This is a genomic window from Mixta intestinalis, assembly GCF_009914055.1.
Lineage (GTDB): Bacteria > Pseudomonadota > Gammaproteobacteria > Enterobacterales > Enterobacteriaceae > Mixta > Mixta intestinalis.
The window spans coordinates 508,665-533,587 of sequence record NZ_CP028271.1 but is presented as its reverse complement, the minus strand read 5'-3'; the positions used below and the strand labels follow the sequence as shown (position 1 = coordinate 533,587).

29 protein-coding genes, 1 tRNA gene and 1 pseudogene are annotated in these 24,923 nt (G+C 52.8%); 24 read left to right on the top strand and 7 right to left on the bottom strand.

Features of this window, described 5'->3' with window-relative positions:
- The first annotated feature begins 420 nt into the window (after positions 1 to 420).
- From gspC to C7M51_RS02385, 14 genes are all read left to right on the top strand, one after another.
- Positions 421 to 1,170: a type II secretion system protein GspC gene (gspC, locus tag C7M51_RS02450; RefSeq protein WP_160620197.1), complete on the top strand. Its 750-nt coding sequence runs from the start codon at positions 421 to 423 to the stop codon at positions 1,168 to 1,170.
- Positions 1,146 to 3,074, top strand: a complete 1,929-nt coding sequence (gspD, locus tag C7M51_RS02445) for a type II secretion system secretin GspD (protein WP_160620195.1) — start codon at positions 1,146 to 1,148, stop codon at positions 3,072 to 3,074. The genes gspC and gspD overlap by 25 nt, the downstream gene beginning before the upstream one ends.
- A 10-nt stretch (positions 3,075 to 3,084) precedes the next feature.
- On the top strand, positions 3,085 to 4,530 hold the full coding sequence (gene gspE, locus C7M51_RS02440; RefSeq protein ID WP_160620193.1) for a type II secretion system ATPase GspE: 1,446 nt from the start codon (positions 3,085 to 3,087) through the stop codon (positions 4,528 to 4,530).
- Between the two features lies 1 nt (position 4,531).
- Positions 4,532 to 5,734 carry a type II secretion system inner membrane protein GspF gene (gspF, locus tag C7M51_RS02435; protein WP_160620191.1) on the top strand — a complete coding sequence of 401 codons (1,203 nt, stop codon included), beginning with the start codon at positions 4,532 to 4,534 and terminating at the stop codon, positions 5,732 to 5,734.
- 19 nt (positions 5,735 to 5,753) lie between these two features.
- Positions 5,754 to 6,194: a type II secretion system major pseudopilin GspG gene (gene gspG, locus C7M51_RS02430; RefSeq protein ID WP_160620188.1), complete on the top strand. Its 441-nt coding sequence runs from the start codon at positions 5,754 to 5,756 to the stop codon at positions 6,192 to 6,194.
- 28 nt (positions 6,195 to 6,222) lie between these two features.
- Entirely contained in the window at positions 6,223 to 6,669 is a 447-nt protein-coding gene (locus tag C7M51_RS02425; RefSeq protein WP_160620186.1) for a GspH/FimT family pseudopilin, read from the top strand.
- Entirely contained in the window at positions 6,656 to 7,027 is a 372-nt protein-coding gene (gene gspI / locus C7M51_RS02420) for a type II secretion system minor pseudopilin GspI (protein ID WP_160620184.1), read from the top strand. Before C7M51_RS02425 ends, gspI begins: the two co-directional genes overlap by 14 nt.
- Positions 7,024 to 7,614 (top strand): type II secretion system minor pseudopilin GspJ, encoded by a 591-nt coding sequence (gene gspJ / locus C7M51_RS02415; RefSeq protein ID WP_160620182.1) that lies wholly within the window; start codon positions 7,024 to 7,026, stop codon positions 7,612 to 7,614. The genes gspI and gspJ overlap by 4 nt, the downstream gene beginning before the upstream one ends.
- Before the next feature lie 2 nt (positions 7,615 to 7,616).
- Positions 7,617 to 8,540, top strand: coding sequence for a type II secretion system minor pseudopilin GspK (gene gspK, locus C7M51_RS02410; RefSeq protein WP_160620180.1), 924 nt, complete (start codon positions 7,617 to 7,619; stop codon positions 8,538 to 8,540).
- Entirely contained in the window at positions 8,540 to 9,673 is a 1,134-nt protein-coding gene (gspL, locus tag C7M51_RS02405; RefSeq protein WP_160620178.1) for a type II secretion system protein GspL, read from the top strand. The genes gspK and gspL overlap by 1 nt, the downstream gene beginning before the upstream one ends.
- Positions 9,670 to 10,113, top strand: coding sequence for a type II secretion system protein GspM (gspM, locus tag C7M51_RS02400; RefSeq protein WP_160620176.1), 444 nt, complete (start codon positions 9,670 to 9,672; stop codon positions 10,111 to 10,113). Before gspL ends, gspM begins: the two co-directional genes overlap by 4 nt.
- A gap of 2 nt (positions 10,114 to 10,115) precedes the next feature.
- Entirely contained in the window at positions 10,116 to 10,766 is a 651-nt protein-coding gene (locus tag C7M51_RS02395; RefSeq protein WP_160620174.1) for a type II secretion system protein N, read from the top strand.
- A gap of 68 nt (positions 10,767 to 10,834) precedes the next feature.
- Positions 10,835 to 11,284 (top strand): general secretion pathway protein GspB, encoded by a 450-nt coding sequence (locus C7M51_RS02390; RefSeq protein ID WP_160620172.1) that lies wholly within the window; start codon positions 10,835 to 10,837, stop codon positions 11,282 to 11,284.
- Positions 11,284 to 12,081, top strand: a complete 798-nt coding sequence (locus tag C7M51_RS02385; RefSeq protein WP_160620170.1) for a prepilin peptidase — start codon at positions 11,284 to 11,286, stop codon at positions 12,079 to 12,081. The genes C7M51_RS02390 and C7M51_RS02385 overlap by 1 nt, the downstream gene beginning before the upstream one ends.
- On the opposite strand, the gene gspS is transcribed toward C7M51_RS02385, so the two are convergent.
- Both gspS and C7M51_RS02375 read right to left on the bottom strand, forming a co-directional pair.
- Entirely contained in the window at positions 12,059 to 12,421 is a 363-nt protein-coding gene (gspS, locus tag C7M51_RS02380) for a type II secretion system pilot lipoprotein GspS (protein WP_160620168.1), read from the bottom strand. The genes C7M51_RS02385 and gspS overlap by 23 nt on opposite strands.
- A gap of 167 nt (positions 12,422 to 12,588) precedes the next feature.
- Complete coding sequence (locus C7M51_RS02375; protein ID WP_160620166.1) at positions 12,589 to 13,908, bottom strand: aminotransferase class I/II-fold pyridoxal phosphate-dependent enzyme; 1,320 nt, start codon at positions 13,906 to 13,908, stop codon at positions 12,589 to 12,591.
- A 246-nt stretch (positions 13,909 to 14,154) separates the two neighbouring features.
- On the opposite strand from C7M51_RS02375, the gene C7M51_RS02370 reads away from it, so the two are divergent.
- From C7M51_RS02370 to C7M51_RS02350, 5 genes are all read left to right on the top strand, one after another.
- A complete protein-coding gene (locus tag C7M51_RS02370) occupies positions 14,155 to 15,048 on the top strand; it encodes a dihydrodipicolinate synthase family protein (RefSeq protein WP_160620164.1) in 894 nt (297 codons plus the stop codon).
- 43 nt (positions 15,049 to 15,091) lie between these two features.
- Positions 15,092 to 15,451, top strand: coding sequence for an antibiotic biosynthesis monooxygenase family protein (locus C7M51_RS02365; protein ID WP_160620162.1), 360 nt, complete (start codon positions 15,092 to 15,094; stop codon positions 15,449 to 15,451).
- 474 nt (positions 15,452 to 15,925) lie between these two features.
- The gene (locus C7M51_RS02360) at positions 15,926 to 16,258 is read left to right on the top strand and encodes a TehB family protein (RefSeq protein ID WP_160620160.1); all 333 of its coding nucleotides are present in this window, start codon (positions 15,926 to 15,928) and stop codon (positions 16,256 to 16,258) included.
- A gap of 10 nt (positions 16,259 to 16,268) precedes the next feature.
- Positions 16,269 to 16,607 carry a DUF1869 domain-containing protein gene (locus C7M51_RS02355; protein ID WP_160620158.1) on the top strand — a complete coding sequence of 113 codons (339 nt, stop codon included), beginning with the start codon at positions 16,269 to 16,271 and terminating at the stop codon, positions 16,605 to 16,607.
- Positions 16,608 to 16,632: 25 nt separating this feature from the next.
- On the top strand, positions 16,633 to 16,980 hold the full coding sequence (locus C7M51_RS02350; protein ID WP_160620156.1) for a TehB family protein: 348 nt from the start codon (positions 16,633 to 16,635) through the stop codon (positions 16,978 to 16,980).
- Positions 16,981 to 17,150: 170 nt separating this feature from the next.
- Here the strand turns inward: C7M51_RS02350 and C7M51_RS02345 are convergent, their stop codons facing one another.
- Positions 17,151 to 17,942 (bottom strand): DUF2829 domain-containing protein, encoded by a 792-nt coding sequence (locus tag C7M51_RS02345; RefSeq protein WP_160620154.1) that lies wholly within the window; start codon positions 17,940 to 17,942, stop codon positions 17,151 to 17,153.
- A 391-nt stretch (positions 17,943 to 18,333) separates the two neighbouring features.
- Between C7M51_RS02345 and C7M51_RS22400 the strand changes: the two are divergent.
- A pseudogene (locus C7M51_RS22400) lies at positions 18,334 to 18,498 on the top strand (integrase); the annotation flags it as partial.
- 17 nt (positions 18,499 to 18,515) lie between these two features.
- Here C7M51_RS22400 and C7M51_RS02340 read toward each other — a convergent pair.
- Positions 18,516 to 18,592 (bottom strand) — tRNA-Arg (locus tag C7M51_RS02340).
- Between the two features lie 180 nt (positions 18,593 to 18,772).
- Here C7M51_RS02340 and folD point away from each other — a divergent pair.
- Positions 18,773 to 19,639 carry a bifunctional methylenetetrahydrofolate dehydrogenase/methenyltetrahydrofolate cyclohydrolase FolD gene (gene folD, locus C7M51_RS02335; RefSeq protein WP_160620152.1) on the top strand — a complete coding sequence of 289 codons (867 nt, stop codon included), beginning with the start codon at positions 18,773 to 18,775 and terminating at the stop codon, positions 19,637 to 19,639.
- On the top strand, positions 19,639 to 19,851 hold the full coding sequence (gene ybcJ, locus C7M51_RS02330) for a ribosome-associated protein YbcJ (RefSeq protein ID WP_160620150.1): 213 nt from the start codon (positions 19,639 to 19,641) through the stop codon (positions 19,849 to 19,851). Before folD ends, ybcJ begins: the two co-directional genes overlap by 1 nt.
- A gap of 46 nt (positions 19,852 to 19,897) precedes the next feature.
- On the opposite strand, the gene C7M51_RS02325 is transcribed toward ybcJ, so the two are convergent.
- The 3 genes from C7M51_RS02325 to cysS form a co-directional block, all read right to left on the bottom strand.
- Positions 19,898 to 20,992 carry an oxidoreductase gene (locus C7M51_RS02325; RefSeq protein WP_244323789.1) on the bottom strand — a complete coding sequence of 365 codons (1,095 nt, stop codon included), beginning with the start codon at positions 20,990 to 20,992 and terminating at the stop codon, positions 19,898 to 19,900.
- Complete coding sequence (locus tag C7M51_RS02320) at positions 20,985 to 21,743, bottom strand: DeoR/GlpR family DNA-binding transcription regulator (protein WP_160620146.1); 759 nt, start codon at positions 21,741 to 21,743, stop codon at positions 20,985 to 20,987. Before C7M51_RS02320 ends, C7M51_RS02325 begins: the two co-directional genes overlap by 8 nt.
- Before the next feature lie 207 nt (positions 21,744 to 21,950).
- Complete coding sequence (gene cysS / locus C7M51_RS02315) at positions 21,951 to 23,333, bottom strand: cysteine--tRNA ligase (RefSeq protein ID WP_160620144.1); 1,383 nt, start codon at positions 23,331 to 23,333, stop codon at positions 21,951 to 21,953.
- 266 nt (positions 23,334 to 23,599) lie between these two features.
- Here cysS and ppiB point away from each other — a divergent pair, with 266 nt between their 5' ends.
- A complete protein-coding gene (gene ppiB, locus C7M51_RS02310) occupies positions 23,600 to 24,094 on the top strand; it encodes a peptidylprolyl isomerase B (RefSeq protein ID WP_160620143.1) in 495 nt (164 codons plus the stop codon).
- On the top strand, positions 24,094 to 24,810 hold the full coding sequence (gene lpxH, locus C7M51_RS02305) for a UDP-2,3-diacylglucosamine diphosphatase (RefSeq protein ID WP_160620141.1): 717 nt from the start codon (positions 24,094 to 24,096) through the stop codon (positions 24,808 to 24,810). The genes ppiB and lpxH overlap by 1 nt, the downstream gene beginning before the upstream one ends.
- Positions 24,811 to 24,923 lie beyond the last annotated feature (113 nt).

Below are 24,923 nucleotides of genomic sequence, written 5' to 3'. Positions count from 1 at the left end.
TTTGCAAAAGTAATGAGGTAACGATGCGATGAAAAAAGAATTAGCAAGAAAGCGAAACGACCGTAACGCGATCTGTTTTTTGTTTTTTTGACTATGTCATTTTATTTCAAGGCTTGAAATTAAGAGTTTTCCAATGCGTGATCATGACCACACATTTATTAATTTCCATTATGTTTAAAGGCTAATAATGAGTTAAAAACATTCCCGGGGAAAGAAGTGAGATGAATAATTAAACTTTATATATATCAAAAATGCAGCTATTGAATATTATTCACATATAAATGAATTGCAGATTAAATAAAATCAGGACCAAAAATAATACTGACATAATAGATGAAAAACAAAAAGTTACCTCATATGGATATTTTATTACTATCCAAATTATTAACTATCACAGCAATAATTATCGCTGGCTGGCTTATGGCGAAAATTAGCTGGCAGTTAGCCTTTCCTTTAAATCACATTTCCACAAAAGAAATTAATCAATCCCCTGTCTCATCCCGGCCATTACCGGTTATTTCTCCGGGATTATTCGGCGCAGAAAATATAGCGGCGAATAACGCAATAACAACGTCGGTATCTTTAGCTACTACCTCTTTACCTTTGACGCTAACCGGCCTGATCGCCAGCAATGATTCACAATTAGCGTTGGCGGTGATTCTTTATCAGGGACGTCAGGCGAGCTATGCCGTCGGCGATAACTTACCGCTTGCAAACGTCTCTGTCCGTCAGATTACGGCTGATGGCGTGCTGTTAGCAGAACCGGGAGGCAACACCTGGTTACGCTATCCCCACCAGCCTCCGCTGCCGCAAACGGTGACAGCCAAACCGCTATCCTCCAGCCTGACGCGCCAGTTAAAACAGCGTCCGGCGGATATTGCCGACTATCTGAGCGTCACACCGGTACGTGAAGGTGACAGGCTGCTCGGCTACAGAATCAATCCGGGGCGTAAATCTGCACTTTTTGCCAGTCTGGGATTTAAGCCGGGAGATCTGGCAGTAGCCATTAACGGAGCCGATCTGCGTGATAAGCAACAGGCCCAACATATTTTATTGCAGCTGCCTCAGCTACGTACGGTCACCGTATCCGTAGAGCGCGACGGCCAGCGTTATGACATTTCGGTTTCACTGGATGAGGAAACATCATGGGACGATGTAGCCGCTGGCTGACAGTTTTTGGGCTTTGCCTGGCGCTGCCCCTACAGGCCGCAGAATTTTCAGCAAGCTTTAAGGGCGTCGAGGTTCATGAATTTATTAACACCGTCAGCAAAAATCTTAATAAAACGGTGATTATCGATCCTGGCGTTCGCGGCACTATCACCGTACGCAGCTACGACATGCTTAATGAAGAGCAATACTACCAGTTCTTTCTTAGTGTGCTTGATGTATACGGCTTCGCCGTGGTGCCGATGGATAACGGCGTGCTGAAGGTGGTAAAAGCGAAAGACGCCAAAAACGCCTCGATACCGGTAGTGGATAACAGCAGCACCGCGCGCGGCGACGAAGTGGTAACCCGCGTCGCGCCGCTACATAACGTGACCGCACGTGATTTAGCGCCGCTGCTGCGTCAGCTTAACGATAATGCCGGTGTTGGAAACGTCGTGCATTACGATCCTTCCAACGTCCTGCTGCTTACCGGACGCGCCGCAGTGATTAACCGTCTGATGCAGATTATCGAGCGGGTCGACAATGCAGGCGGACAGAAGGTGCAAACCCTGCCCCTTCAGCATGCTTCAGCTGCTGAGGTTGCTCGTCTGGTCACGCAGATGGCCCAGGATAACAATAAAAACGCCGCGCCACCGGGACGGATCGTGGCCGATGAGCGAACCAACGCGGTGCTGATCAGCGGTGACGATCGGGCGCGCGGCCGCCTGGCGGCGATGGTTCGCCAGCTGGATAAACCTCAGGTCAGCCGTGGCAACACCCGCGTGGTTTATTTGAAATATGCCAGCGCGGAAAAGCTGGTTGAGGTGCTGACCGGCGTCGGCGGCAACCAGGAGAATGCTGGCACGAGCGGCATCCTCAGCAAAGATATGGTGATAAAAGCTGACCCGCAGACCAACTCGCTGATTATTAACGCTACGCCAGACGTAATGAATGAGCTGGAACAGGTGATCGCCCGTCTCGATATTCGTCGCCCGCAGGTGCTGGTGGAGGCGATTATCGCTGAGGTGCAGAATGCCGACGGGCTTAATCTTGGCGTTCAGTGGAGCCATACCCATGCCGGAATGACGCAGTTTCCCAATAGCGGGCTGCCGGTCAGTAGCGTGGTTGCCGCCGCCGACCGGTATCGCCAGGATGGAAAAATTTCAGACAGCATGAGCGATGCGCTGGGTGCCTTCAACGGGATTGCCGCCGGTTTCTATTCCGGCAACTGGGCCATGCTGCTGACCGCCCTGTCCAGCGACAGCAAAAACAATATTCTGGCGACGCCCAGCATCGTCACTATCGATAACAAAGAGGCCATTTTCAACGTTGGTCAGGAAGTGCCGGTGCTGTCAGGCTCGCAAACTACCTCCGGCGATAACATCTTTAATACCGTCGAACGTAAAACCGTCGGCGTCAAACTTAAGGTCAATCCGCAAATAAACGAAGGCGATTCGGTTCTGCTGGAGATAGAGCAGGAAGTATCGAGCGTGGCGGAAAATGCCCACACCAACGAGCTGGGCGCGGTTTTCAACACGCGCACCGTCAGCAATGCGGTGTTGGTTTCCAGCGGTGCCACCGTGGTGGTTGGCGGCTTACTTAACACCACCAGCCGGGAAAGCGTCAGCAAAGTGCCGCTGCTGGGCGATATCCCGCTGCTCGGTAACCTGTTCAGCTACAAAAGTAAAAGCCGTGAAAAACGCAATCTGATGCTGTTTATCCGCCCGACAATCATCCGCGATCAGCAGCATTACGACAGCACCTCGACAGGGAAATATCGGCAGTTTCAGCGTCATGACGTTAACACCCCGGAAGCTGAGCTGTGGCGAGATCAGCCAGCTCAGCGGCTGAACCTGCCGGAGCTGGCCGCCGATAAGGGGTTTAATGAGGTTCGCAGCGCTATCGCCCTGTTTTACAGCAAGTTGTGAGGAGCAAACCATGACTGCCCCTTTACTTAACGCTGCTTTTTCTCGCCGCCACGGTGTGCTGCTGTGCGAGCAGGCGGAAGGAATGCTGCTGCTATGCCGTGCAGACGTTACGGTAACGGCACTGAGCGAAGCGCGCAGAGCGGCAGGCGTACCGTTACAGGTTCAGCTATTAGAAGATGAGGCGTTTGAACAGCGATTAATGGATAGCTGGCAAGGGGGAGACGATCGGGTACAGCGCGTAATGGCCGAACTGGGTAACGAGATGGATTTTTATACCCTTGCGGAGGAGCTCCCTGAACAGGACGATCTGCTGGAAAGCGACGATGGCGCGCCCATCATTCGCCTGATTAACGCCATGCTGGGCGAGGCGATTAAAGAGGGCGCGTCCGATATCCATATCGAAACCTTTGAGCGCTATCTCAGCATACGTTTTCGCATTGATGGCGTACTGCGCGAAATCCTGCAACCGCAGCGGCGGCTCGCCGCCCTGCTGGTGTCACGTATTAAAGTCATGGCGAAACTCGATATTGCCGAGAAGCGTATTCCGCAGGATGGTCGTATTGCTTTGCGCATCGGTGGACGCGCCATCGACGTGCGTGTTTCCACCCTGCCCGCCAACCACGGAGAACGCGTGGTGCTGCGCCTGTTGGACAAAAACTCCATCCAGCTGAATCTGCAAGCGTTGGGCATGTCGCCAGCGCTGTATCAGCAAACCACTTCGCTGCTGGCGCAGCCGCACGGCATCATTCTGGTTACCGGGCCAACCGGCTCAGGCAAAAGCACCACGCTCTATGCTGCGCTGAGTCAGTTAAACAGCAAAGAGCGCAATATTCTGACGGTGGAAGATCCGGTTGAATACGATCTGCCGGGCATCGGACAAACTCAGGTCAACAGTAAGGTTGATATGACCTTTGCACGCGGGCTGCGCGCCATTCTGCGACAGGACCCGGATGTGGTTATGGTAGGCGAAATTCGCGACAGCGAAACTGCCGCCATCGCCGTCCAGGCTTCGCTTACCGGTCATCTGGTGTTATCCACTCTGCATACCAACAGCGCCGCCGGAGCCATTACCCGCTTGCGGGATATGGGCGTCGAACCGTTTTTACTGGCGACATCGTTGCTGGGCGTCATGGCACAACGCCTGGTGCGGATACTCTGTCCGGCATGTCGTTATCCAACAACAACCGACGAAGGTGGGCTTTTACCCGCCGGTCATCAGATTTTTCGTCCCCGGGGCTGCCCGGCATGCAACTTTACCGGCTACCGCGGGCGAACGGCGATTCATGAACTGCTGCTGGTGGACGATGCACTGCGTAGCGCCATCTTACATGGCGAAGATGAGGTGAGTCTGGCGCAACACCTCAACGGCGCGACGCTCTGTCAGAACGGGCTGGAGCGCGTTTTAGCGGGCGTAACCTCGCTGGAAGAAGTTACACGCGTCACACGGAGAAGTTGAAATGACGGAATTTCGCTATCGGGCCCGGGACATTGCCGGTAAAACCCATCGCGGGCGGGTCAGCGCAGGCAGCGAACGGCTGGCCGGGCAAAGGCTGCGCGAACGAGGATTACTGCCGCTGGATCTGCATGAAATCAGGCCACGCGGCAAACTCTTTCCAGCCGCATCGATTTCAGGCAACTCGTTGGCCCTGCTGATGCGCCAGCTGGCAACGCTGACCGGCGCAGGGTTGCCGCTGGATGAATCACTCTACGCGGTGGCACAACAGAGCGAAGAAAAGCGGGTAAAAAACATACTGCAAGGGGTACGAGCGCGGGTGGTGGAAGGCTTTCCGCTGGCGGACGCGCTACGGGCCCATCCTACCGTGTTCGGCTCGCTCTACTGCGCGCTGGTAGAGGCTGGCGAGCTGTCCGGTCAGCTCGATGGCGTCCTGCTGCGGCTGGCAGACTACGCCGAACAGCGTCAGCAGATGAAACATAAGCTGATTCAGGCGCTGGTCTATCCGCTGTTGCTAACGCTGGTCGCCATCGGCGTGATCGTAACCCTGCTCAGTGTCGTAGTGCCGCGCGTGACAGAGCAGTTTATCTATATGAAACAGGCGCTGCCCTGGACTACCCGGCTGCTGATAGCGTTAAGCGACGGCATTCGTGATGTTGGTCCCTGGCTGGTGCTAACGGCGCTGGGCCTGATGCTGATAGCACTGCGCCTGGTGCGCAAACCTGACGGGCGGCTTGCCTGGCACCGTCTGTTGCTGCGGCTGCCGCTGTGCGGGCGTGTGATCCGCGAACTGAACGGTGCCCGCTACGCCCGTGCGCTCAGCATTCTTTACAACAGCGGCGTACCGCTGCTACAGGCCATGCACATCAGCGCTCAGGTGCTGAACAACCTGCATATCACCAGTCTGCTGCGTGAGGCGTGCGAGCGCGTTCGTGAAGGCGTCAGCCTGCAACAGGCGCTGGAACAGACCGCGCTGTTTCCGCCAATGATGCGTCACATGATTGCATCCGGCGAACGCAGCGGCGAACTGGGCGATATGCTGCTGCGGGCGGCGGATAATCAGGAGAGCGTTTTCGGCGCACGCGTCACGCTGTTCTTCAGCCTGTTTGAACCGCTGCTGGTAGTTTCAATGGCGGCCATCGTGCTGTTTATCGTGCTGGCCATTCTGCAACCGATTCTGCAACTCAACAATATGATGACGCTGTAAATACAAGGAGGTACATCTCATGCGACCAGGCACGGCTAAAGCATCGACTCAGGCTGGTTTTACGCTGTTGGAAATTATGGTGGTAATTGTCATTCTCGGCATCCTGGCCAGTCTGGTCGTACCGAACCTGATGGGCAATAAAGATAAGGCCGATCGACAAAAAGCCATCAGCGATATTATCGCGCTGGAGAGCGCGCTGGATATGTACCGGCTGGATAACCACCGCTATCCCACCAACGAACAGGGACTGGAGGCGCTGGTGGTTAAACCCACCGTCGATCCCATTCCTCCCAGCTATCCGGAAGGGGGTTATATCCGCCGTTTACCGAAAGATCCGTGGGGGAACGCCTATCGGCTGCGTCAGCCGGGCGAGTTTGGCGTGGTAGATATCCTTTCGGCTGGCGCAGACGGTGAGTATGGAACGGATGACGACATCAACAATATGGACCAAAACCGCTAATCAATGCGGCTTCACACTGCTGGAACTCATGCTGGTTTTGTTGTTACTCAGTCTGGGAACGACGCTGGTAGTGGCAAACAACCTCAGCGGACGCTACCAGGCCGCCCAGGAAGGCGCGCGGCTGGTTGAAATACTGAACGCGCTGGCAAATAAAGCGGCTCTCGACGGGCGCGCCTATGGCCTGTGGGTAAGTAATCATCGCTGGCAGCTGATGGAGTGGCGCGCACGCGACTGGCATGATTTTTCTTTACCGGGCCGGGGCGGTACACAGACTCTGCCAGCCGAATGGCGACTGCTGTTAAGCACCCCCGACGCACAGGCCAACGGTAATGCGCCACAGGTACTGCTGTTGCCGGGCGGGGAAATTACGCCCTTTCGTCTGCGCTACCTCTATCGGGAAAGTTTACAGGCGGAGATCGCGGTTAACGAAGAAGGCCGCGTTGCCCTTAGCGAGGCGTCCAATGACGCGCTGTAACGGTATGACACTGCTGGAAGTTCTGGTGGCGCTGACCATCTTTTCTCTCGCCTCGCTCTCGCTGCTACAAAGCCTGGGGCAGCTGGCAACGGGAACGGCCCGTCTGGAGGAGAAAACCTGGGCTGACTGGGTGGCGGAAAATCAGCTGGTTGAGCTGCGGTTACAAAAAGTCTGGCCGCCGCTGCGCTGGACGATGGGAGAAAGTGAACAGGCAGGTCGGCGCTGGTACTGGCGCTGGCGCGGCGTGGAGACGCACAGTGCGGAGATGCGGGACCTGGAAATTGAGGTCTCGCCAACGCCCTGGCGCGAAAACAGCGCCCCCGCTACGGTGCTGCGCACCTATGTGGTACGCCGATGAGCCAGCGCGCTGCCGGGTTTACCCTGCTGGAAATGGTATTAGCGCTGGCGGTTTTTGCCGTGCTGGGGCTGATGGGCAACCGCCTGCTACAGCAAGGCATTGCGCTGGAACGCTTTTCTGCCCGCCACGCGCAGCGGCTGGCGCAGATTCAGCATGCATTTGCGCTTATGGAACGCGACTTTTCCGCCATGATCCCGCGTCCGGTACGCACCCCAGGCGTGATGGCTGGCTCTTCGCCGCGAACCAGCGAAGGGCGCCACGGCGATGATGCCATCGTCTTTACCCACGGCGGCTGGCTCAATCCCGGCGATCGACTGGCCCGCTCATCATTGCAGCGCGTTGCTTACCGCCTCGCAGAAGGTGCACTGGTGCGTGAGTATCTCACTTACCCGGATATGCCGACGGATAACCGTCTGCATCGCCAGCGCCTGCTCAGCGGGGTTAAGGCGTTACAGCTGCGTTACTGGCATCAGGGCCGCTGGCAACGCCAGTGGCAGGAAATCGAAGGCTTACCTCAGGCGGTTGAGATCAGGCTGGAGCTAACGGAAGACAAAACGCTGATCCGGCGCTTTCTGTTAAGGGAGTAAAGATGAAACAACGGGGCATGGCGCTGCTAACGGTATTGTTACTACTGGCGATTGTTGTGACGCTGGTTACGGTGGTAACCGAGCGCTGGTTCTTCAGTTTTCACTATAGCCTGCATCTGCATCAGCGCTTACAGGGCAAATGGTATGTGACGGCGGCAGAAAATATAGCCGCGATGGTGCTACAGCGAGATGCTTTTGATGATGCCCGGCACACCCATCTTGCACAACAGTGGGCTACCGAGGGGCCGCATTTTTCTTTACCGAACGCGGAACTGGATGTACGGCTAACAGATGCGCGAACCTGCTTCAATATCAATGCGCTACCTCACGACGAGGAGATACAGCGAATTTTTATCCGCCTGCTACAGCTGCTACAGATCGAATCGTCACAGGCAGAAAGGTTAAACGCGGCGATAGCTGACTGGATTGACGGCGGTGTAAAAATTCGTGCCGGTGGGGCAAAGGACGACGTCTACCAGGCCAGCGATCCGCCTTATCTCACCGCCAGTCAACCGTTATGGCATCCCAGTGAATTACGCCCGGTACGCGGCATTACCCCTGAGATATTGCAACAGCTTCGCCCACTGATATGCGTGTTACCGGAAAAAAATTTCATCCTTAACCTGAATACGTTACAGACGGCGCAGTGGCCATTGCTGGCGGCGCTGCTGCCCGACAGCAGCCAGAACGAGATTTTACGCTGGCTCAAGCAACGTCCGGCCGCGGGCTGGGAAACGCTGGAAGAAACCTTTACTGGCCTGGAAGCGCTGGCTGGACAGCGACACTATCTGACGCTTAACAGCGACTACTTTGCTTTGCACGTTATCGCACAGATGGCGGATACGGATTACCGACAATACAGCCTGTTACAGCGTAAAAACGGTAAGGTCACCGTCCTGTGGCGCTACCCGGAAATGGAGGAATAATGAAAAACGGCAGCACAGAGCGCCATCGCCTGATTATTTCTGTCGCTACAGACCCCACAGACCCGGTTTTATGGATGCGGATCGACGCGCACGGTGAAACTGACAGGCAGCGGGGCGAACTGCCGATAACAGAACTGGCTACGCTGGCGGCCCGTTTTCCCGGCGATCTCTGTCATTTGCTGGTGCCAATGGCTGATGTCGTGATTCACTGCGTAACGCTGCCGGGCAAACATGATGCCGCAGGCATGCGAGCCCTGCCCTGGCTGCTGGAGGAAAAGCTGGCCCTGCCACCAGACGATGTTACCTTTATTCCACTGGCGTCAGAAGGGCAAAACCTCTGGGTAGCAACCGTAGCAAATGCGCGAATGGCGCAGTGGACAGAGCCGTTTCGCGTGGCGGGCATCCGTTTATCATACATAACGCCGGATGCGCTGCTGCTTCCGCTCAATACAGAAGGAGCCAGCGCGCTCTACTGGCAGCATCGCTGGCTACTGCGTACCGGACGCTGGCAGGGAGCGCAGGTGGATGCCGCCTGGCTGGCGCTGTGGCATACGGCCTGGCAGCGCGAGCAGACGGCGTTGGGGTATGTCGATTGTTACAGCCCTTTGCCGGAAAACGTAACGCAATGGCGTGCGCGCCCGATGCAGGATGCATTAACCCTGCTGGCCAGCAATATTAACCCGCAAACTCCTTCCCTGTTGCCAGCACCTTCCGCATTACGCGCCGTGCCGTGGCGCAGGCCGCTAATTGCTGCCTGTGCAGCGCTCTGCCTGCTGTTTGTTCAGCAAGGGCTGCTATGGTGGCAAACGGCACAACAGGCCGACGTGCTGGAACAACAGCTTCAGCTACGCTTCCCGGGAAAGAGCATGGCTGAGCGCCAGACGGCAATGCGCGTTGCCACCCGACAGGATAAACATCCAACCCTGACGTCACTGCTGGCAAAGCTTCCCACCCTGCCGGAAGGCGTCACTATTGAACGCCTGCACTATCTCAACACCACATCAAGCCTGCGGCTTACGCTACGCGGGCAGCCGGAGAAAATCAGCGAGGCTCATCAAAGCCTGACACGCAACTTCAGGCTGCAAACGGAAAATGATCAACTCATTCTGACGCTACGGAAGCATCAACCATGAACCGTCTCCAGGCCCGGTGGCAACAACAAACTCAGCGTGAGCGCTTACTGTTAATCGCTCTGGCGCTGGTGTTACTTATCACTTTTCTGTGGCAAGGCGTATGGCGCTCTCTGGAGGAATCCATCACCCGTGAACAACAGCGTCAGCGGCAGCTTACGCAGCAGCTTCGCTATCTCCCTGCTCTCGCGTTAGATGAACAGGATCTTCCGCTTATACTGCGACAAAGCGCCAGCGCCAATGCGATTTCTCTCACGGAGATACAGGAGCAGGCCGGAAAGATAACTCTGCGGTTCACACCTGTGCATGGAGACTCGCTGTTGAAATGGATAGCGGAACTTGAAACGAGACATACGCTTCGGGTAACCGAAATCAGACTCCATGCCGTTACCCCGGCAAACGGACAGGTTAACGTCGATGCCCTGCAACTGGAGAGGCGCTAAGTATGAACATCTGGCGTCATGCGCTGTTTTTTCTGCTGGTGTACTTCATCGCGCTGGTGATTACCGCTCCCGCAGCGTTGCTGGTTCGGGCGTTGCCAGCACAGATTCAGGCTGAGGATGCAGAAGGCTCCTTCTGGGCCGGTAGCCTGCAACGGCTGCGCTGGCAGCATCTGGATCTGCACAGGGTGACATGGCGCTGGCAGTGGGGTTATGGACTGCCGACGATCCGGCTAACCGCACAGGGAAACGTTGGGCAAGGTGCGGTAACGCTGGGCTGGAATGGCGGCTGGCAGCTTTCCAACGGACGCTGGCAGGCATCCGCACAAAAAGCACTCACGCTCATCGATATGCCATTGCCGTTTCATGGTGAAGGCGAGCTAAGGCTAACGCTGGATCGGCTGCGTTTCGATAGTGCTGGCTGTCAGCAGTTGAAAGCAGCGCTCGCCTGGCGCGAGGCGGCACTGGTGATGAATGCACAACGTGCCGTCGCTGGCGAACCAAAGCTGACTTTCAGCTGCCAGCCACAGCGACTGATTTTTGCATTACAGGAACCGCACCGGCTGCACGCGAGTGGTCAGGGCAGCGTTGATCGCGCCGGAAATTATCGTTTTAGCGGACGGCTGCGCGCACCAGCAGATTTACCGGCGCAGTGACAACAGCTTATCGAATTCACCACTCAGGCGGGTGATAATGGACTGCGGCTCACGGAGGTATCAGGCAGATGGACGCTTCTTCAGCATTAAGCGGTTATCGCATTCCTGGCTGGCTACTGATCGTTTATGCCGCCCTGTTCACGCTGTTGGGCTGGTCCGTTTCCGGGATCTGGGCCGCATATCGTTATCCGCCTTCACCCTCACCCACCGCTTTAGCGAAGCCTTCCACTATAGTGCCTTCACGCATTCTTACCGCAGATGCGGTAAAACTGCCCTCCTGTCTGGTTGGCGAACTAACGCCTTTACGCTATGACGCGCATGTTTACGCCGATGACCCGCATCACCGCAGCGTTATGTTCAGCGGTCAGCAATACCGGGAAGGCGATCGGTTGCCCTGCGGTGAAATAGTGGCACAGATCCAGCCGTCGCTTGTTATTCTGGAGAGCGGCGATCGGGTGGTGATCCTGGATGCGCTTGAGGATTGGGACGGCAGTGTCCTGGATAAGGAGGATCGTTAATGATCGAAATTGAATGGCTGGCGTTTATGTTATTAGCGGGCTTACTGGCTGGCAGCGTACTTAACTGTGTTATCTGGCGCCTTCCTGTCATGATGAGGCGTACCAGCAGCGATACCCAGGATGACGGTTTTCCTGAACGCTTTAACCTGTTCCTGCCCCGCTCATGCTGTCCTCACTGCCTGCAAACCATTCCCTTTTACCACAATATCCCGCTGCTAAGCTGGCTGCTGCTGCGCGGACGCTGCCATCATTGTCATGTTTCGATTAGCCTGCGTTATCCTCTTATTGAACTGCTTACCGCGCTTTGTACCGGCTGGATCGCCTGGTGCTGGCCGCCGGGATGGTATGCGCTTTGTCTCGCATCAGGTAGCTGGTTGCTGATCGCGCTTTTCGCTATCGATCTGGAAAAGATGCTGTTGCCCGATATGCTCACGCTGCCGTTGCTCTGGCTGGGGCTGTTGGCAAATCTGCACGGCGCAATTACACCATTACCCGATGCCGTAATCGGTGCCGTCACGGGCTATCTGTTTCTCTGGATTTTCTACTGGGGATTCCTGCTAATCACCGGAAAAGAAGGCCTCGGCTACGGGGACTTTAAGCTGCTCGCCGCGCTGGGTGCCTGGTGCGGCTGGCAGCGGCTACCTATCCTGTTAATAACGGCCTCGCTGGCGGGAATCGGCCTGTTCATGCTGTTACGCCTGACGGGAAAAATTAGAGAGGACGGCGCTTTTCCCTTCGGCCCGTGCCTTGCTATCGCGGGCTGGTGGCAGATGGTTATGCCTTTGGTAATGTGGTAATAAACGGCTGTAGCAGCTGCCGAAACTCCTGACACTGGATCGCCTGAGGCGTCGCGTCATGCAGCAACTGCTGATAAAGCTGTTCGCTCCGCTCGGCAACGCCAGACGTTAACTGCCAGCCTCGCCGATCGGCTGCTTTGTAGGCGGCCAGTTCGATCTGACCATCAGCGGGTAAGCCTGGATAGGCACACTGGTTTTTCAGATAACGGGTACCGGCAATCAGTGACGCAATTTGGTGGGCTTGCGACGCCTGCGTTAACGGCGTAACGGGTGTGGTTGCTTGCTGGCAGCCAACAAGCATCAGTGGCACAACAGCAGTCAATAGCATCAATCCACGCATATTCTCTCTCCTTGAGTAAACCGAGCATCGCCCGGTTTCTGTTAACTTTCCCTGTTACAACAATACGTTAATATAACTTTTTATCAGCTCCGGTGATACCCGCCGCTTCCGGCCTTTTTACCGGAGCCAGAGCCAGCCTTCTTATCCTGCTCTGTTCACTGATAGCGTCACTCTTCCTTCACCGCATTGCCAGTTTCCAGCAGCGCTTCAGCCAGGTCCCGGGCCAGCGCCTTCAGCTGTCTGTCACTCTGCGAGGCGGGCGTCAGACGAATAGCATAGCGCTCCTTATTGAGATAGAAGCTGCTGCCAGAGCGGATAAGCCAGCCTTTATCCTCCATTAACCGGACAACCTCTGCGGGAGGTTTTTCCAGACAGAGCCAGACATTCAACCCATCGTAAGGCCGGGTTATGACTATTCCCTGTTCCCGCAGCGCGGTCAACAACGCTTCTCTTCGGCTTTGATATAGCCCCGCCGCCTTTTTGATTTTTTTTCTTACCACTGCCGAAGCCAGCGCTTTTTCAACAATATCCTGCAAAATATGGCTGACCCAGTTTGTACCGGATGCCAGGCGTAAACCCAGGCGGCGGGCGGTTTCGGGATTGCTGGCAACCAGCGCCATTCTCAGATCCGGCCCTAAAAATTTTGAAACCGAGCGAATAATCGCCCAGTGATGCGTGCAGGCAGGAATAATATTGTGATAGTTCTCCATCGACAATAAAGAGAAATGGTCGTCAACGATCACCATGACGTGTGGGAAATTTTCCAGTATGGCTTTTATTTCTTCCGCTCTTTGCGGGCTGAGGCTGCATCCCGTTGGGTTATGCGCACGCGGCGTCACCAGCACCACCTGTGCGCCGCTTTTTAATGCGCCAAGTAACGCTTCGGGAAGTAAACCATTGCGATCCACCTCTACGCCCAGCGGCACATATCCCAGGCTGCGTATCGTATTAATGCTGCTCAAAAAACAGGGTTCCTCAACGGCTATTTTTTCACCCGCCGCCAGGAAACCGGTAATCAGACGCTCAATGGCGTCTATTGCACCATACGTGAGGTTAAGCCCAAACTCACCGGGAACATCACGACTGAACCACTGCATCCCCTGCTTTGCCAGAGCGGGATTCATCACCGGCTCACCGTAGGTACGCGGTACTGGCGTAACCGCCTTGATCAACGACGTTATATCAGGCAGAAATGAAAGCTCAGGGTTGCCTCCTGACACATCTTTCAGGGTGGTTAACGACGATGTTCCTTCCTGTTCCGGGAGATCGCCCGGGCCTTTCACTATGGTTCCGTATCGTCCATTAGTAACGGCGATACCCGCAGCAACCAGTTTTTTATAGGCAGATGCCACCGTATTTCGGTTCACATCAAGCTGTACAGCAAGCTCCCGCACGGGAGGCAACGTCTCTCCCGCTTTAAGTTCTCCGGTACGAACTTTTATTCTGATGGATTCGAAAATTTCACTGGCAGTGGTTGTCGCTGACATAGAGGCTCTGTTGAGAGTGACAAAACGAAATTCCGTTAAAAATTGTGCTTTTTTGATTATCTCACAAAACCACGGCAGACGAATAATTTCAATTAAGTGATTGTTTAATATATAAAAATGGTGTTAATTATTATCAATTAATCTTATTAACTCTCTTTAATCACAGTTATTGTCATATGACAATAAAGGTTTTCCTTGTTACTATCGCTGCGCACTGTTACCTGTGACCACAAGAAGGAGCGACCGATGTTTAAGGGTCTGAGCGCGTTTCCTCTTACTCCCATCACCTCTGCGGGAATTGACCGGCAGGGGTTCATTAAAATTCTTGAGCGCCTTACCGCTGCTGAAGTCGATTCCGTTGGTATTCTGGGCTCAACCGGAAGCTATGCTTACCTGACAAGAGAGCAAAGAAAACACGTTGCCGCTGTGGCAAAACAGCATACCGGCGATATTCCGATGATGATTTGCGTGGGAGCGATCAGTACTGAGCAGGTTTTATACCTGGCTGAAGATGCTCAACAGCTTGGTGCCAGCGCGCTGCTGCTACCGCCGCTCTCCTATCAACGACTCAATGACGATGAGGTTTTTTGTCTGTTTGAAACTGTCACCCAACGCGCCTCTGTTCCCGTCTGCGTTTACGACAATCCCGGCACAACACACTTTATGTTTTCCGACGAGCTTCACGGCCATATTGCCGCCCTGCGTGGCGTGAAATCGATAAAAATCCCCGGCGTTCCGTCCCAGCCGGAAGCAGCATTAGCGCGCGTCAGAAATCTGCGAGGAAAAATACCGCATGATGTCACGATTGGTATCAGCGGCGACGATTCTGCGGCGACAGGGCTAAATGCAGGCTGTGAGGTTTGGTACTCGGTGTGTGGAGGGCTTTTTCCTGAAGTAGCCAAAGAGATTACGCAGGCTGCCGCAGCTAAAGATTCGCAGAAGGTTATGGAATGCTCTGCCCGCCTGGAGCCGTTATGGGCGCTTTTTCGTAAGCATGGCGGCAGTATTCGGGTCATCGCCGCCGCAGCCGGAATAATTGGGCTGACCAACACAGATTGCCTGCCGCGTCCGCTTCTTCCTCTGTCAGCCGATAATATTGCAGAGATTGCTGGTGTGCTTAAGCAGCTGGCGCTGAATTAATTATATTTTGAACCAGCTTGAAATTGAAAAAAGGTAATTAACCATGTTTATGTCAAGCTTTATTTTTGAAAAGAATGAATATGATGATGAATTCTATGCGCTGGATAAAAAAATAGAGGACTATGCGACTTCACTACCCGGATTTATCGGCATGGAAAGCTACCATGATGTTGCTGGCGGGCGCTATATCAATAACTATTATTGGGAAACCCGTGAAGCAATGGAAAATTTGATAACCAACCTCGATCATAAAAAAGCGAAAGAAAGCAAAAAGCCCTGGATTGCCGGTTATCAAACGGTGATAGCCGAAATCATTGGTGCCCACAATAAAAACCTGGTTCATCCGCTTTCACCTTATCATATTGCTTATGAGATAAAATCAAAAAACGATATTGAGCATTAATTTTTTTTGAACAAATTTAATCTTATCTGAGATTTTTATTTAGCGATTTTAACGTTTAAATCGGGCATCCTGAATTAAGTCCGGGGTGCTTTTATTTTTTATAGCAATCATTGCGCTATAATCATTAACCTAATCATCTCTGCAACGGTTAATATCAAAATATCCCGATTTCTCATGAAATATTTTACTATCACCCAAAACAGGAAAGTTGTCTGAAAAACAGATGAAGAAAAAACCACCGATAAGTTAAAAAATATGACCGAAAGCGCTATAAACCGCTTTCTTCGATAAAATCTTTCTCCGCTTTCCTTCTTTACTGCTACATTTTTAATAATACTTTCTGAGTATCAGCATACCCAAAAAATTACCCACTAAAAGAGTGGTTTATCAATATCAAAACAGGTATATGATATGCGACATATGCTTTTAACCTTTCCGCCAAGCGGGATTTGTTGATAACAATAAGGATAAAACATGCAACGTATTGTAATACCAGCAAATTATATCCACACTCGCTCTACGCCATTCTGGACTAAGGAAACGGCTCCGGCCTCTATCTGGAAGCGCCATCTTGATGCCGGAACCCGCCAGGGTGTTTATCCACGTTTAAGCGTTCTGCAAGGCACTATTTGCTACTATAGTTACGCTGACGAAACCAGTCCAGACGCCATAGAAAAGTTAGTTATCAACGCCGGTGAATTTGCCGTATTTCCACCAGAAACATGGCACAACATTGAAGCATTATCCGACGATACGATATTCAGCGTTGATTTTTACGTTGATCCGAAAATATTAATTGAAGGTTGAGGTATTCATCATGACTCCTGAAAATAAAGGTTATTCTCTATCGGTCTCTAACCGCAACAGTAATGAAACCGCCAGCAAGGTATACCTGAAACCGATGTCGCTCTATATTCCTGAGATTGCAACACAGGCGGTAGCAGAATTGATTAGCGGGCTTTCAACAGAAGGTGATGATTCAGGGAAATTTATCCTGACGGTCACTAATAATAATAATGGTGTCTCCGTAGATAAAGATTTCTCCAGCCTTGATGAGTTAAAAGATCCGCCGATCGCCGCCGATTCGGTTAAAGAACTGATCAATATCGTGCGCGGTTATGAATCTGATGAAGAAACCAACGTGTGCGGCTGGTAAAAATCGACTGTCGGAGGGACTTATCATGATATTATCCATTCCCGTTCATTTTCGTCATACGCGCTCAACGCCATTCTGGACCAGAGAAACGGTGCCACAGGCCTTACTGACACATCACAACACTAAACAGGGTGTTTATGGACGGCTGTCGGTCATGCAGGGGGCGGTAAAATATTTCGGTTTTGCCAGTGAGCATGATACTACGCCGGAAATGGAAGTGGTGATTGAAGCCGGGCATTTTGGCATCAGTCCACCGCAATACTGGCATCGCATCGAGCTACTGACGGAAGATACTTATTTTAATCTCGATTTTTTTGCCGATCCGAATGAAATTTTAGAAGGCAAAGGGATCGGTCAGGTAGTTAGCTCGTAGCCTGGTTGAGAGTAGTACATTTTCTGGTTATTTATCCTCACAGTAAGATACTGGCAGGTAAAAACCTGCCACTGAACACAGTTAATTTCGTTCTTTCTCTGACAACGTTGTGCAACTATTAATATAAATCCTATAAAAACCGCCCGAAGGCGGTTTAAATTTCGATAATATTAAATATCATACCAGTCTATACAATATCTTTTTAATACGTCTTTTTCCTGCATTTTTTCTTTTAGTCTCGTATTGAGAACAGAAAAGTTATAATCAAAATCTATTATACAATAGCTCTCGATAACGTTCACAGATGATGGCTTCCCTAAATAAATCTTTTCATCATCCACTGTTACTTTCAGCCCTTTATCAACTAACATGTCCTTTGTTTGCGACCAGTATTTTTCAGAGATAGAAAGACTTAATTTTATATCGCCACGTCGAACATTATATAATGTTGCCTCGTGATAATAAAAACCTATCACTGGAGTGCGAGTTGCCAAATTAATATTATCTTCAATAACTTCAACCTCACCACAATAAAGATTATCTCCACTATTTACATTTTTGTAGTGAAAGCACCAAATTTCCTCATCAAGTTCTTTGTTAAGATATTTATAACCGTTTTTAATATCCAAAATAAGCATATGTTCTGATGGTTCTGACGCTTCCTCGCTTAAAATCCAGTCTGTTGCCTCCAGATCCACTTGTCCCGGTAGCCAGGGTACAAAATTACCATCAGTAGTGCATATTTCTATACAAGGTAAATAGTCAAATGATTTACCAATAGCTATGCCGGAATTAGCAAGATAATCATTTTTTGTGACCACCTGATTTTTCTTACCTGGATTACGAACAATGTACATATTTTTATCTTTCCATAATGTTCGTAAAGCACGTTTTCCCGCTTTAACTTGCAGCATCGCCCATTCAAACGAACCCGTTACAGCTGTTAAATCAGTATCAGACATGGTGTGTGTATCCTGTATAAATAAAAAAATAAAAAGGTCTATCGCGAACCTTTATGTTCCGGCCCGCACTGCTTTAATAATATTTTTATTATGCTGTAACCAGTTCGGGGCGTTTACTCATCGCAGGATAAACAAAACCCGTCGAATAAACGGTCCTGAAGCGCAACATTAAATCAGTCTGTGAACACAAATCCTTTTGACTTGCCGCGACATCTTGAGTGATTTATAACGCCACAGGCTTAATCCCCCACTTCGTGAGAGGAAATTTCCTGCTGTAAAATGCGGGTTCTGATAATTTGCCTGAAGGATGGTGTAGGTAAATAAGTAAGATTTTCAGTTTCACAGTAGTGCGTCACCAGGGATACTGGCTTGTTTGAGCGGTGCCGATTGTCTGTTGCAGGAAACAGGTGGTTGGGAAAGCATCGAGATGGTGCAGCGTTATGCACATCTGCCACCTAACCATTTAACGGAGCATAGGAGGCAAATTGACGCGATTTTTAGAAGTCGTGCCCCAAACCTGTCCCACGTTGAAAATTTGAAAATTGGAGGTGAGTGATAACTTCTGAAAACTAATGGCACGCCCTACAGGATTCGAACCTGTGACCTACGGCTTAGAAGGCCGGTGCTCTATCCAGCTGAGCTAAGGGCGCTTTGGTGAGTTGCGTCGAATTATACGGCGCAGAGAGAGTGAGTCAACGTTTTTACCGCTATGCCCTCTTCTTCGGTGAAGATGTAACCAGCCAGCGTGATTCAGACTGACAGCAGGACGCGCTTCTGCCAAAATACGCGCTATTCCCCCGATTGACTCATAGTGATGGATTCTTTTCCTGATGGCAGCAAAAATTATTGATGGTAAAACGATTGCGCAGCAGGTGCGCCTTGAGGTTGTTGAAAAAGTAAAACAGCGGCTGGCAGAGGGCAAACGCGCACCGGGTCTGGCAGTAGTGCTGGTAGGTGAAGATCCCGCATCGCAGATTTATGTCGGCAGCAAACGCCGCGCTTGCGAAGAGGTCGGTTTTGTCTCGCGCTCTTACGATCTGTCAGCCACTACCAGTGAAAGCGAGCTGTTAGCGCTGATCGACACGCTGAATAACGACAGCGACATTGACGGTATTCTGGTTCAGCTACCGCTACCGGCGGGTATCGATAACGTTAAAGTGCTGGAGCGTATCGCCCCGGATAAAGATGTCGATGGTTTTCATCCTTATAACGTTGGGCGTCTCTGCCAGCGCGCACCGCTGCTGCGTCCCTGCACACCACGCGGCATCATTACGTTGTTGGAACGTTATCAGATCGATACCTATGGTTTAAATGCGGTAGTCGTCGGCGCTTCCAATATCGTGGGACGTCCGATGAGCCTGGAACTGCTGCTGGCAGGCTGTACCACTACCGTAACGCATCGATTTACCAAAGATCTGCGTCATCATATTGAACATGCCGATCTGCTGGTAGTGGCGGTAGGTAAACCCGGTTTTATACCCGGAGACTGGATCAAGCCCGGCGCAATTGTTATCGATGTCGGCATTAACCGCCTCGACAATGGTAAAGTGGTAGGTGATGTCGAGTTTGACGTTGCTGCCGGGCGTGCAGCCTGGATTACCCCGGTTCCGGGCGGCGTAGGGCCGATGACGGTTGCCACGCTCATTCAGAATACGCTGCAGGCGTGTGAAGAGTATCATGATAAAGGAGCTGCCTGATGGCTACATTTTCCCTGGGTAAACATGCGCACGTCGATCTTTGCGATCTGCTGAAACTTGAAGGCTGGGTAGAGAGCGGTGCGGTAGCAAAGAACCTGATCGCTGATGGCCTAGTTACCGTGGATGGTCAGACAGAGACGCGCAAGCGCTGCAAGATTGTTGCCGGACAAACGGTAGAATTTGACGGGCAGCGCGTCACGATCGTTGCCTGATGGAAACAGCCGGTTGATCCGGCTGTTTTTTTACCTGTGTAAAAGCTTACTGGATTTGTGGGAAGCGCAGCGCAGCTTTTTCTTCAGCGCTCAGCTCAGGCCGCTGTGCCTGGCCGCTTGCAGAAGCCTTAACCGCCGCCTCCAGCACCGCCATTACCGCCAGCGCCTGTAAAGGCGGCACCGGATTCTGCTGCTGCCCGTTTAGCGCTCTGGCGATCTGCCGGTAATATTGCCCTTGATCGCCCGCTGGCGTCGGCAACTGACGTGGCGCTTCTTCGCCGCTATAGAGCGTCATCGCATCTTCATCGACTCCCCAGCCTTCGCTGCCGGGCATAACGCCAGCCAGCAACTGACTCTCCTGTTGGTCAATACGCGCTTTAATCAGACTGCCTTTACTGCCGTGCACGCTAAAGCGCGATACGCCGCCTGCCGCCAGCATACTGCAATGCAGGATCGCCCGATGCGCGGGATAGTTCAGTACCACATGCGCCCAGTCATTCACCTCCGCCTTTTCACGCAGCGTAGCAATATTGCCCTGCACGCTCTCCGGCAGCCCAAACAGCTGTAACGCCTGATCGATCAGGTGCGGCCCTAAATCAAACCACAGGCCGCTGCCCGGCACGTTCTGTTCGCGCCAGCGCACCCGCACCTGTGGACGAAAACGATCGATATGCGATTCAAACTGCGCCACTTTCCCCACCGCGCCCTGCTCTATCGCCTGACGCACGCCCAGATAATCGCTGTCCCAACGGCGGTTGTGAAACACCGACAGCAGCAGGCCTTTCTCCTGCGCCAGCGCAATCAGCTCACGCGCCTCCTGCATATCCAGGGTAAAAGGCTTATCCACCACAACATGCTTGCCCGCCTCCAGTGCCTGACGAGCAAGCGGCGCATGAGTAGTATTGGGCGAGGCAATAACGATCAGATCGATCTCAGGATGTGCGATCGCCTGTTGCGGTTCGGCAAAGACTTGCATCTGCGGAAAATCAGCATGGACTTTAGCCGCATCGCTGGAGACGATAGCGTACAGATTTATTTCCGGCACTGCGGAAAGCAGCGGCGCATGAAAAGTCTTCCCGGCAAAACCGTAGCCAATCAGCGCTACATTGATCGTTTTACCTGACGTTGCGATGTCACTCATGATGTTCTCCTTCAGGGATAACAGAAACGTCGGTGGCAGGCATGGCTGGCAGCGCATCCCACGGACGATCGATAAACAGGCGTTGCATTGCCGCCAAATCCGCAACCTGGTGCGGCTGACAGCAGTCTAATTTCAGGTGATCGACCACCAGCCAGCATTGCGCACTGAGGGCCAGCATGGCGCGTTTGATTTCCGCATCGGCTTCCTGGCTGGCGCTGATGCCCAGTTCAGCATGCACCGCACAGGCACCCAGCACGGCAATATCGGCGCGATAACGTTGCAGCATTGCCAGCGTGGCCGCACCGGCAAACAGGCGCTGTGTTTTGTCCCACTGACCACCCAGTAAAATCAGTTCAATATTTGGACGCTGGCTTAACACTGTGGCGATATCCAGCGAAGCGGTAATCACCCGTGCAGGTACGGTCAGCGCTTCAGCCACCGCCAGCAGCGTGCTGCCCGCATCCAGCATCAGCGTAGCACCCGGCGGGATTTGTGCCGCCACGGCGCGCCCCAGCCGCTGTTTCGTCGCATTCAACAATGTGCTGCGGGCTGCACGTGACATTACCGGCACATCCAGCGCTATCGCCCCGCCGTGATTTTTTTGCGCCAGTCCCTGCTGCTGTAGATCGTTAAGATCGCGGCGCACGGTATCTACCGATACCCGTAACGCCTGGGAAAGCTGCGCCACGCTTGACTGCCCCTGTTCACTCAGCAGCGCCAGCAACGCTTGTTGACGAGCGGCTTTATGCATAATCGATCCTCCTGAAAAGCAATATACGGCAAAATACCGCAAAAAACAGCAAAAGAGGATCGCCAGCAAAAGAAAAATCATCGCTGACAGGAAGAAACGCAGTGGGATACAACCGAAGGTGGGAGAAGCAGATTTTAAAACGATGTGATAAAGAACAGAAAACACTATCGGATAAGAAAAAGGCCGGAAAAACCGGCCTTAAAAAACTTACTTACGGCGCCAGGTGGTGCCCTGCGGCCCATCTTCCAGTACGATACCTAACGCGTTTAGCTTATCGCGTGCGATATCAGCCTGCGCCCAGTCTTTCGCCTGACGTGCATCGTTACGCATTTTAATCAGCGCTTCAATTTCCGCCACTTCGTCATTGTCCTGCGCGCCGCCTTGCAGGAACAGTTCCGGGTCCTGTTCCAGCAGGCCAAGCACGCCCGCCAGCTCGCGCAGGCGTGCCGCCATGCCATCCGCCGCACCTTTATCTTCTGCTTTCAGGCGGTTGACCTCACGCGCCAGATCGAACAACACGGAGTAGGCTTCCGGCGTATTGAAATCATCATCCATCGCTTCGCGGAAGCGGGTAACAAAATCTTCGCCGCCAGCCGGTTGCACGCTGGCATCGGTATGACGCAGCGCGGTATAGAGCCGCTCCAGCGCCGCCCGCGCCTGCTTCAGATTCTCTTCGCCATAGTTAAGCTGGCTGCGGTAGTGACCGGACATCAGGAAGTAACGCACCGTTTCCGCGTCAAAATGCTGCAACACATCGCGGATGGTGAAGAAGTTGCCGAGAGATTTGGACATTTTCTCGCGATCCACCATCACCATACCGGAGTGCATCCAGTAATTGACGTAAGGGCCATCATGAGCGCAGGTAGATTGTGCAATTTCATTTTCGTGATGCGGGAACATCAGATCGGAACCGCCGCCGTGAATATCAAAATGTTCTCCCAGCTGTTTGCAGTTCATGGCGGAACATTCAATATGCCAGCCGGGACGCCCCGCGCCCCACGGCGACGGCCAGCTTGGCTCATCGGCCTTCGACATTTTCCACAATACGAAGTCCATCGGGTTACGTTTCACGTCAGCGACTTCGACGCGCGCGCCCGCCTGTAGCTGTTCCAGATCCTGACGGGAAAGGCAACCATATTCCGGATCGCTGTCCACGGCGAACATCACATCACCGTTGCTCGCCACATAGGCGTGCCCACGTTCGATCAGCTGTTGTACCAGCTCGATGATTTCGCTGATATGGCGCGTGGCGCGTGGCTCCAGATCGGGCGGCAGAATATTCAGCGCCGCAAAATCAGCATGCATCTCGGCTATCATGCGGTTAGTCAGATCTTCTACCGTCTCACGGTTTTCATTGGCGCGTTTGATGATTTTATCGTCGATATCGGTGATATTGCGCACATACTTCAGCTGATAGCCACAGTAGCGCAGATAACGCGCCACGATATCGAAGGCGACAAAAGTACGTCCATGGCCGATATGGCTCAGGTCATAAACGGTAATGCCGCACACGTACATGCCCACTTCGCCGGCATGGATCGGTTTAAATTCCTCTTTTTGACGCGTCAGGGTATTAAAAATTTTAAGCATTGAACTTTCCGTATAAGCGTGTGCGGATAAACGAAACTGGTTTCAGAACGAGGGGTCTATTTTTCACTTAAGCGCTGCGCAATGCAAGAAAGGACACAGCGCACTGGCGTTCAACGGCGTGAAAGCGCACAGGAATAACCATAAAGCCCTGCTGACGCCAGAGCGGAAATTATGTTATAAGAAGCCTCTGTTAAAACTGCCCTGGCGCAACAAATGCGCGTACAGGCGCAGCATCTTGAGAACTCCAACCGTTACAGGACGAGATTATGGTTACTTTCCAGACCAATCATGGCGATATCGTGATCAAAACATTTGATGACAAAGCGCCTGAAACCGTGCAGAACTTCCTGAACTATTGCCGTGAAGGTTTTTATGACAACACCATTTTTCATCGGGTGATTAACGGCTTTATGATTCAGGGCGGCGGTTTTGAGCCAGGCATGAAACAGAAAGCGACCAAAGCGGAAATCCGCAACGAGGCCAACAACGGCCTGAAAAACACCCGCGGCACGCTGGCGATGGCCCGTACTTCGGCTCCGCACTCTGCTACCGCGCAGTTCTTTATCAACGTGGCGGATAACGATTTTCTGAACTTCCGCGACGAAAGCCTACAGGGTTGGGGCTACTGCGTATTTGCCGAAGTGGTAGAAGGCATGGACGTAGTTGATAAGATCAAAGCGGTTTCTACTGGCCGCAGCGGTATGCATCAGGACGTACCGAAAGAAGATGTTGTGATCCAGAAAGTGACCGTTAGCGAGTAATGTCTCGCACGCTGTTTATCGCAGATCTGCATCTGTGTCAGGAAGAACCGGCAATTACTGCCGGTTTTCTGCATTTTTTACAGCGCGAAGCACATACTGCTGACGCGCTCTATATTCTGGGCGATCTGTTTGAAGCCTGGATTGGCGATGACGATCCCAATCCGCTACATCAGCAAATTGCCACGGCGCTACGCGCCCTGCCGCTGCCGGTCTACTTTATCCATGGCAACCGTGACTTTCTGCTGGGTCAGCGCTACGCCCACGCCTGCGGTATGACGCTGCTGCCGGAAGAGCAGGTGGTACAGCTCTATGGCAGATCGGTTCTGATTATGCATGGCGATACGCTCTGTATCGATGACGAAGGCTACCAGCGCTTTCGTCGCAAGGTGCATCAACGCTGGCTGCAAAAGCTGTTTCTGGCGCTGCCGCTACGTTTACGTCAGCGTATTGCCGCGCGTATGCGCGACGGCAGCAAAGATGCCAACCAGCATAAATCCGCCGCCATTATGGATGTTAATGCACAGGCGGTAAGCGCCGTGATGCAGCGCCATCAGGTGCAGTGGCTAATTCATGGACATACGCATCGCCCCGCTACGCATCCGCTAACGGTCAACGGCCAACCCGCAGAACGGCTGGTACTGGGTGCCTGGCACAGCGCAGGCTCGATGATCGAAGTGACGCCAGAGGCGTTAACCCTGATCCATTTCCCGTTCTGAAGCGGCGTTAAACTGCCGCTTTCTTGCGGCTGTTTCCCTGACGCAACCGTTTTCCTCGCGATTCAGACATGCTATTCTCTGTGCCCTTCCCAACCGCGTGGCAGCCACGCCGG

What these genes read in the sequence shown, in the direction of transcription:
- C7M51_RS02425 (WP_160620186.1), top strand. Translation starts at nt 6,223, where the DNA reads ATGCTGGTTTTGTTGTTACTCAGTCTGGGAACGACGCTGGTAGTGGCA.
- C7M51_RS02320 (WP_160620146.1), bottom strand. Translation starts at nt 21,743, where the DNA reads ATGCATAAAGCCGCTCGTCAACAAGCGTTGCTGGCGCTGCTGAGTGAA.
- gspL (WP_160620178.1), top strand. Translation starts at nt 8,540, where the DNA reads ATGAAAAACGGCAGCACAGAGCGCCATCGCCTGATTATTTCTGTCGCT.
- gspM (WP_160620176.1), top strand. Translation starts at nt 9,670, where the DNA reads ATGAACCGTCTCCAGGCCCGGTGGCAACAACAAACTCAGCGTGAGCGC.
- C7M51_RS02385 (WP_160620170.1), top strand. Translation starts at nt 11,284, where the DNA reads ATGATCGAAATTGAATGGCTGGCGTTTATGTTATTAGCGGGCTTACTG.
- C7M51_RS02395 (WP_160620174.1), top strand. Translation starts at nt 10,116, where the DNA reads ATGAACATCTGGCGTCATGCGCTGTTTTTTCTGCTGGTGTACTTCATC.
- gspE (WP_160620193.1), top strand. Translation starts at nt 3,085, where the DNA reads ATGACTGCCCCTTTACTTAACGCTGCTTTTTCTCGCCGCCACGGTGTG.
- gspG (WP_160620188.1), top strand. Translation starts at nt 5,754, where the DNA reads ATGCGACCAGGCACGGCTAAAGCATCGACTCAGGCTGGTTTTACGCTG.
- folD (WP_160620152.1), top strand. Translation starts at nt 18,773, where the DNA reads ATGGCAGCAAAAATTATTGATGGTAAAACGATTGCGCAGCAGGTGCGC.
- gspJ (WP_160620182.1), top strand. Translation starts at nt 7,024, where the DNA reads ATGAGCCAGCGCGCTGCCGGGTTTACCCTGCTGGAAATGGTATTAGCG.
- gspD (WP_160620195.1), top strand. Translation starts at nt 1,146, where the DNA reads ATGGGACGATGTAGCCGCTGGCTGACAGTTTTTGGGCTTTGCCTGGCG.
- C7M51_RS02325 (WP_244323789.1), bottom strand. Translation starts at nt 20,992, where the DNA reads ATGAGTGACATCGCAACGTCAGGTAAAACGATCAATGTAGCGCTGATT.
- gspS (WP_160620168.1), bottom strand. Translation starts at nt 12,421, where the DNA reads ATGCGTGGATTGATGCTATTGACTGCTGTTGTGCCACTGATGCTTGTT.
- C7M51_RS02370 (WP_160620164.1), top strand. Translation starts at nt 14,155, where the DNA reads ATGTTTAAGGGTCTGAGCGCGTTTCCTCTTACTCCCATCACCTCTGCG.
- cysS (WP_160620144.1), bottom strand. Translation starts at nt 23,333, where the DNA reads ATGCTTAAAATTTTTAATACCCTGACGCGTCAAAAAGAGGAATTTAAA.
- ybcJ (WP_160620150.1), top strand. Translation starts at nt 19,639, where the DNA reads ATGGCTACATTTTCCCTGGGTAAACATGCGCACGTCGATCTTTGCGAT.
- ppiB (WP_160620143.1), top strand. Translation starts at nt 23,600, where the DNA reads ATGGTTACTTTCCAGACCAATCATGGCGATATCGTGATCAAAACATTT.
- C7M51_RS02355 (WP_160620158.1), top strand. Translation starts at nt 16,269, where the DNA reads ATGACTCCTGAAAATAAAGGTTATTCTCTATCGGTCTCTAACCGCAAC.
- C7M51_RS02375 (WP_160620166.1), bottom strand. Translation starts at nt 13,908, where the DNA reads ATGTCAGCGACAACCACTGCCAGTGAAATTTTCGAATCCATCAGAATA.
- C7M51_RS02360 (WP_160620160.1), top strand. Translation starts at nt 15,926, where the DNA reads ATGCAACGTATTGTAATACCAGCAAATTATATCCACACTCGCTCTACG.
- lpxH (WP_160620141.1), top strand. Translation starts at nt 24,094, where the DNA reads ATGTCTCGCACGCTGTTTATCGCAGATCTGCATCTGTGTCAGGAAGAA.
- gspF (WP_160620191.1), top strand. Translation starts at nt 4,532, where the DNA reads ATGACGGAATTTCGCTATCGGGCCCGGGACATTGCCGGTAAAACCCAT.
- gspI (WP_160620184.1), top strand. Translation starts at nt 6,656, where the DNA reads ATGACGCGCTGTAACGGTATGACACTGCTGGAAGTTCTGGTGGCGCTG.
- C7M51_RS02345 (WP_160620154.1), bottom strand. Translation starts at nt 17,942, where the DNA reads ATGTCTGATACTGATTTAACAGCTGTAACGGGTTCGTTTGAATGGGCG.
- C7M51_RS02390 (WP_160620172.1), top strand. Translation starts at nt 10,835, where the DNA reads ATGGACGCTTCTTCAGCATTAAGCGGTTATCGCATTCCTGGCTGGCTA.
- C7M51_RS02365 (WP_160620162.1), top strand. Translation starts at nt 15,092, where the DNA reads ATGTTTATGTCAAGCTTTATTTTTGAAAAGAATGAATATGATGATGAA.
- C7M51_RS02350 (WP_160620156.1), top strand. Translation starts at nt 16,633, where the DNA reads ATGATATTATCCATTCCCGTTCATTTTCGTCATACGCGCTCAACGCCA.
- gspC (WP_160620197.1), top strand. Translation starts at nt 421, where the DNA reads ATGGCGAAAATTAGCTGGCAGTTAGCCTTTCCTTTAAATCACATTTCC.
- gspK (WP_160620180.1), top strand. Translation starts at nt 7,617, where the DNA reads ATGAAACAACGGGGCATGGCGCTGCTAACGGTATTGTTACTACTGGCG.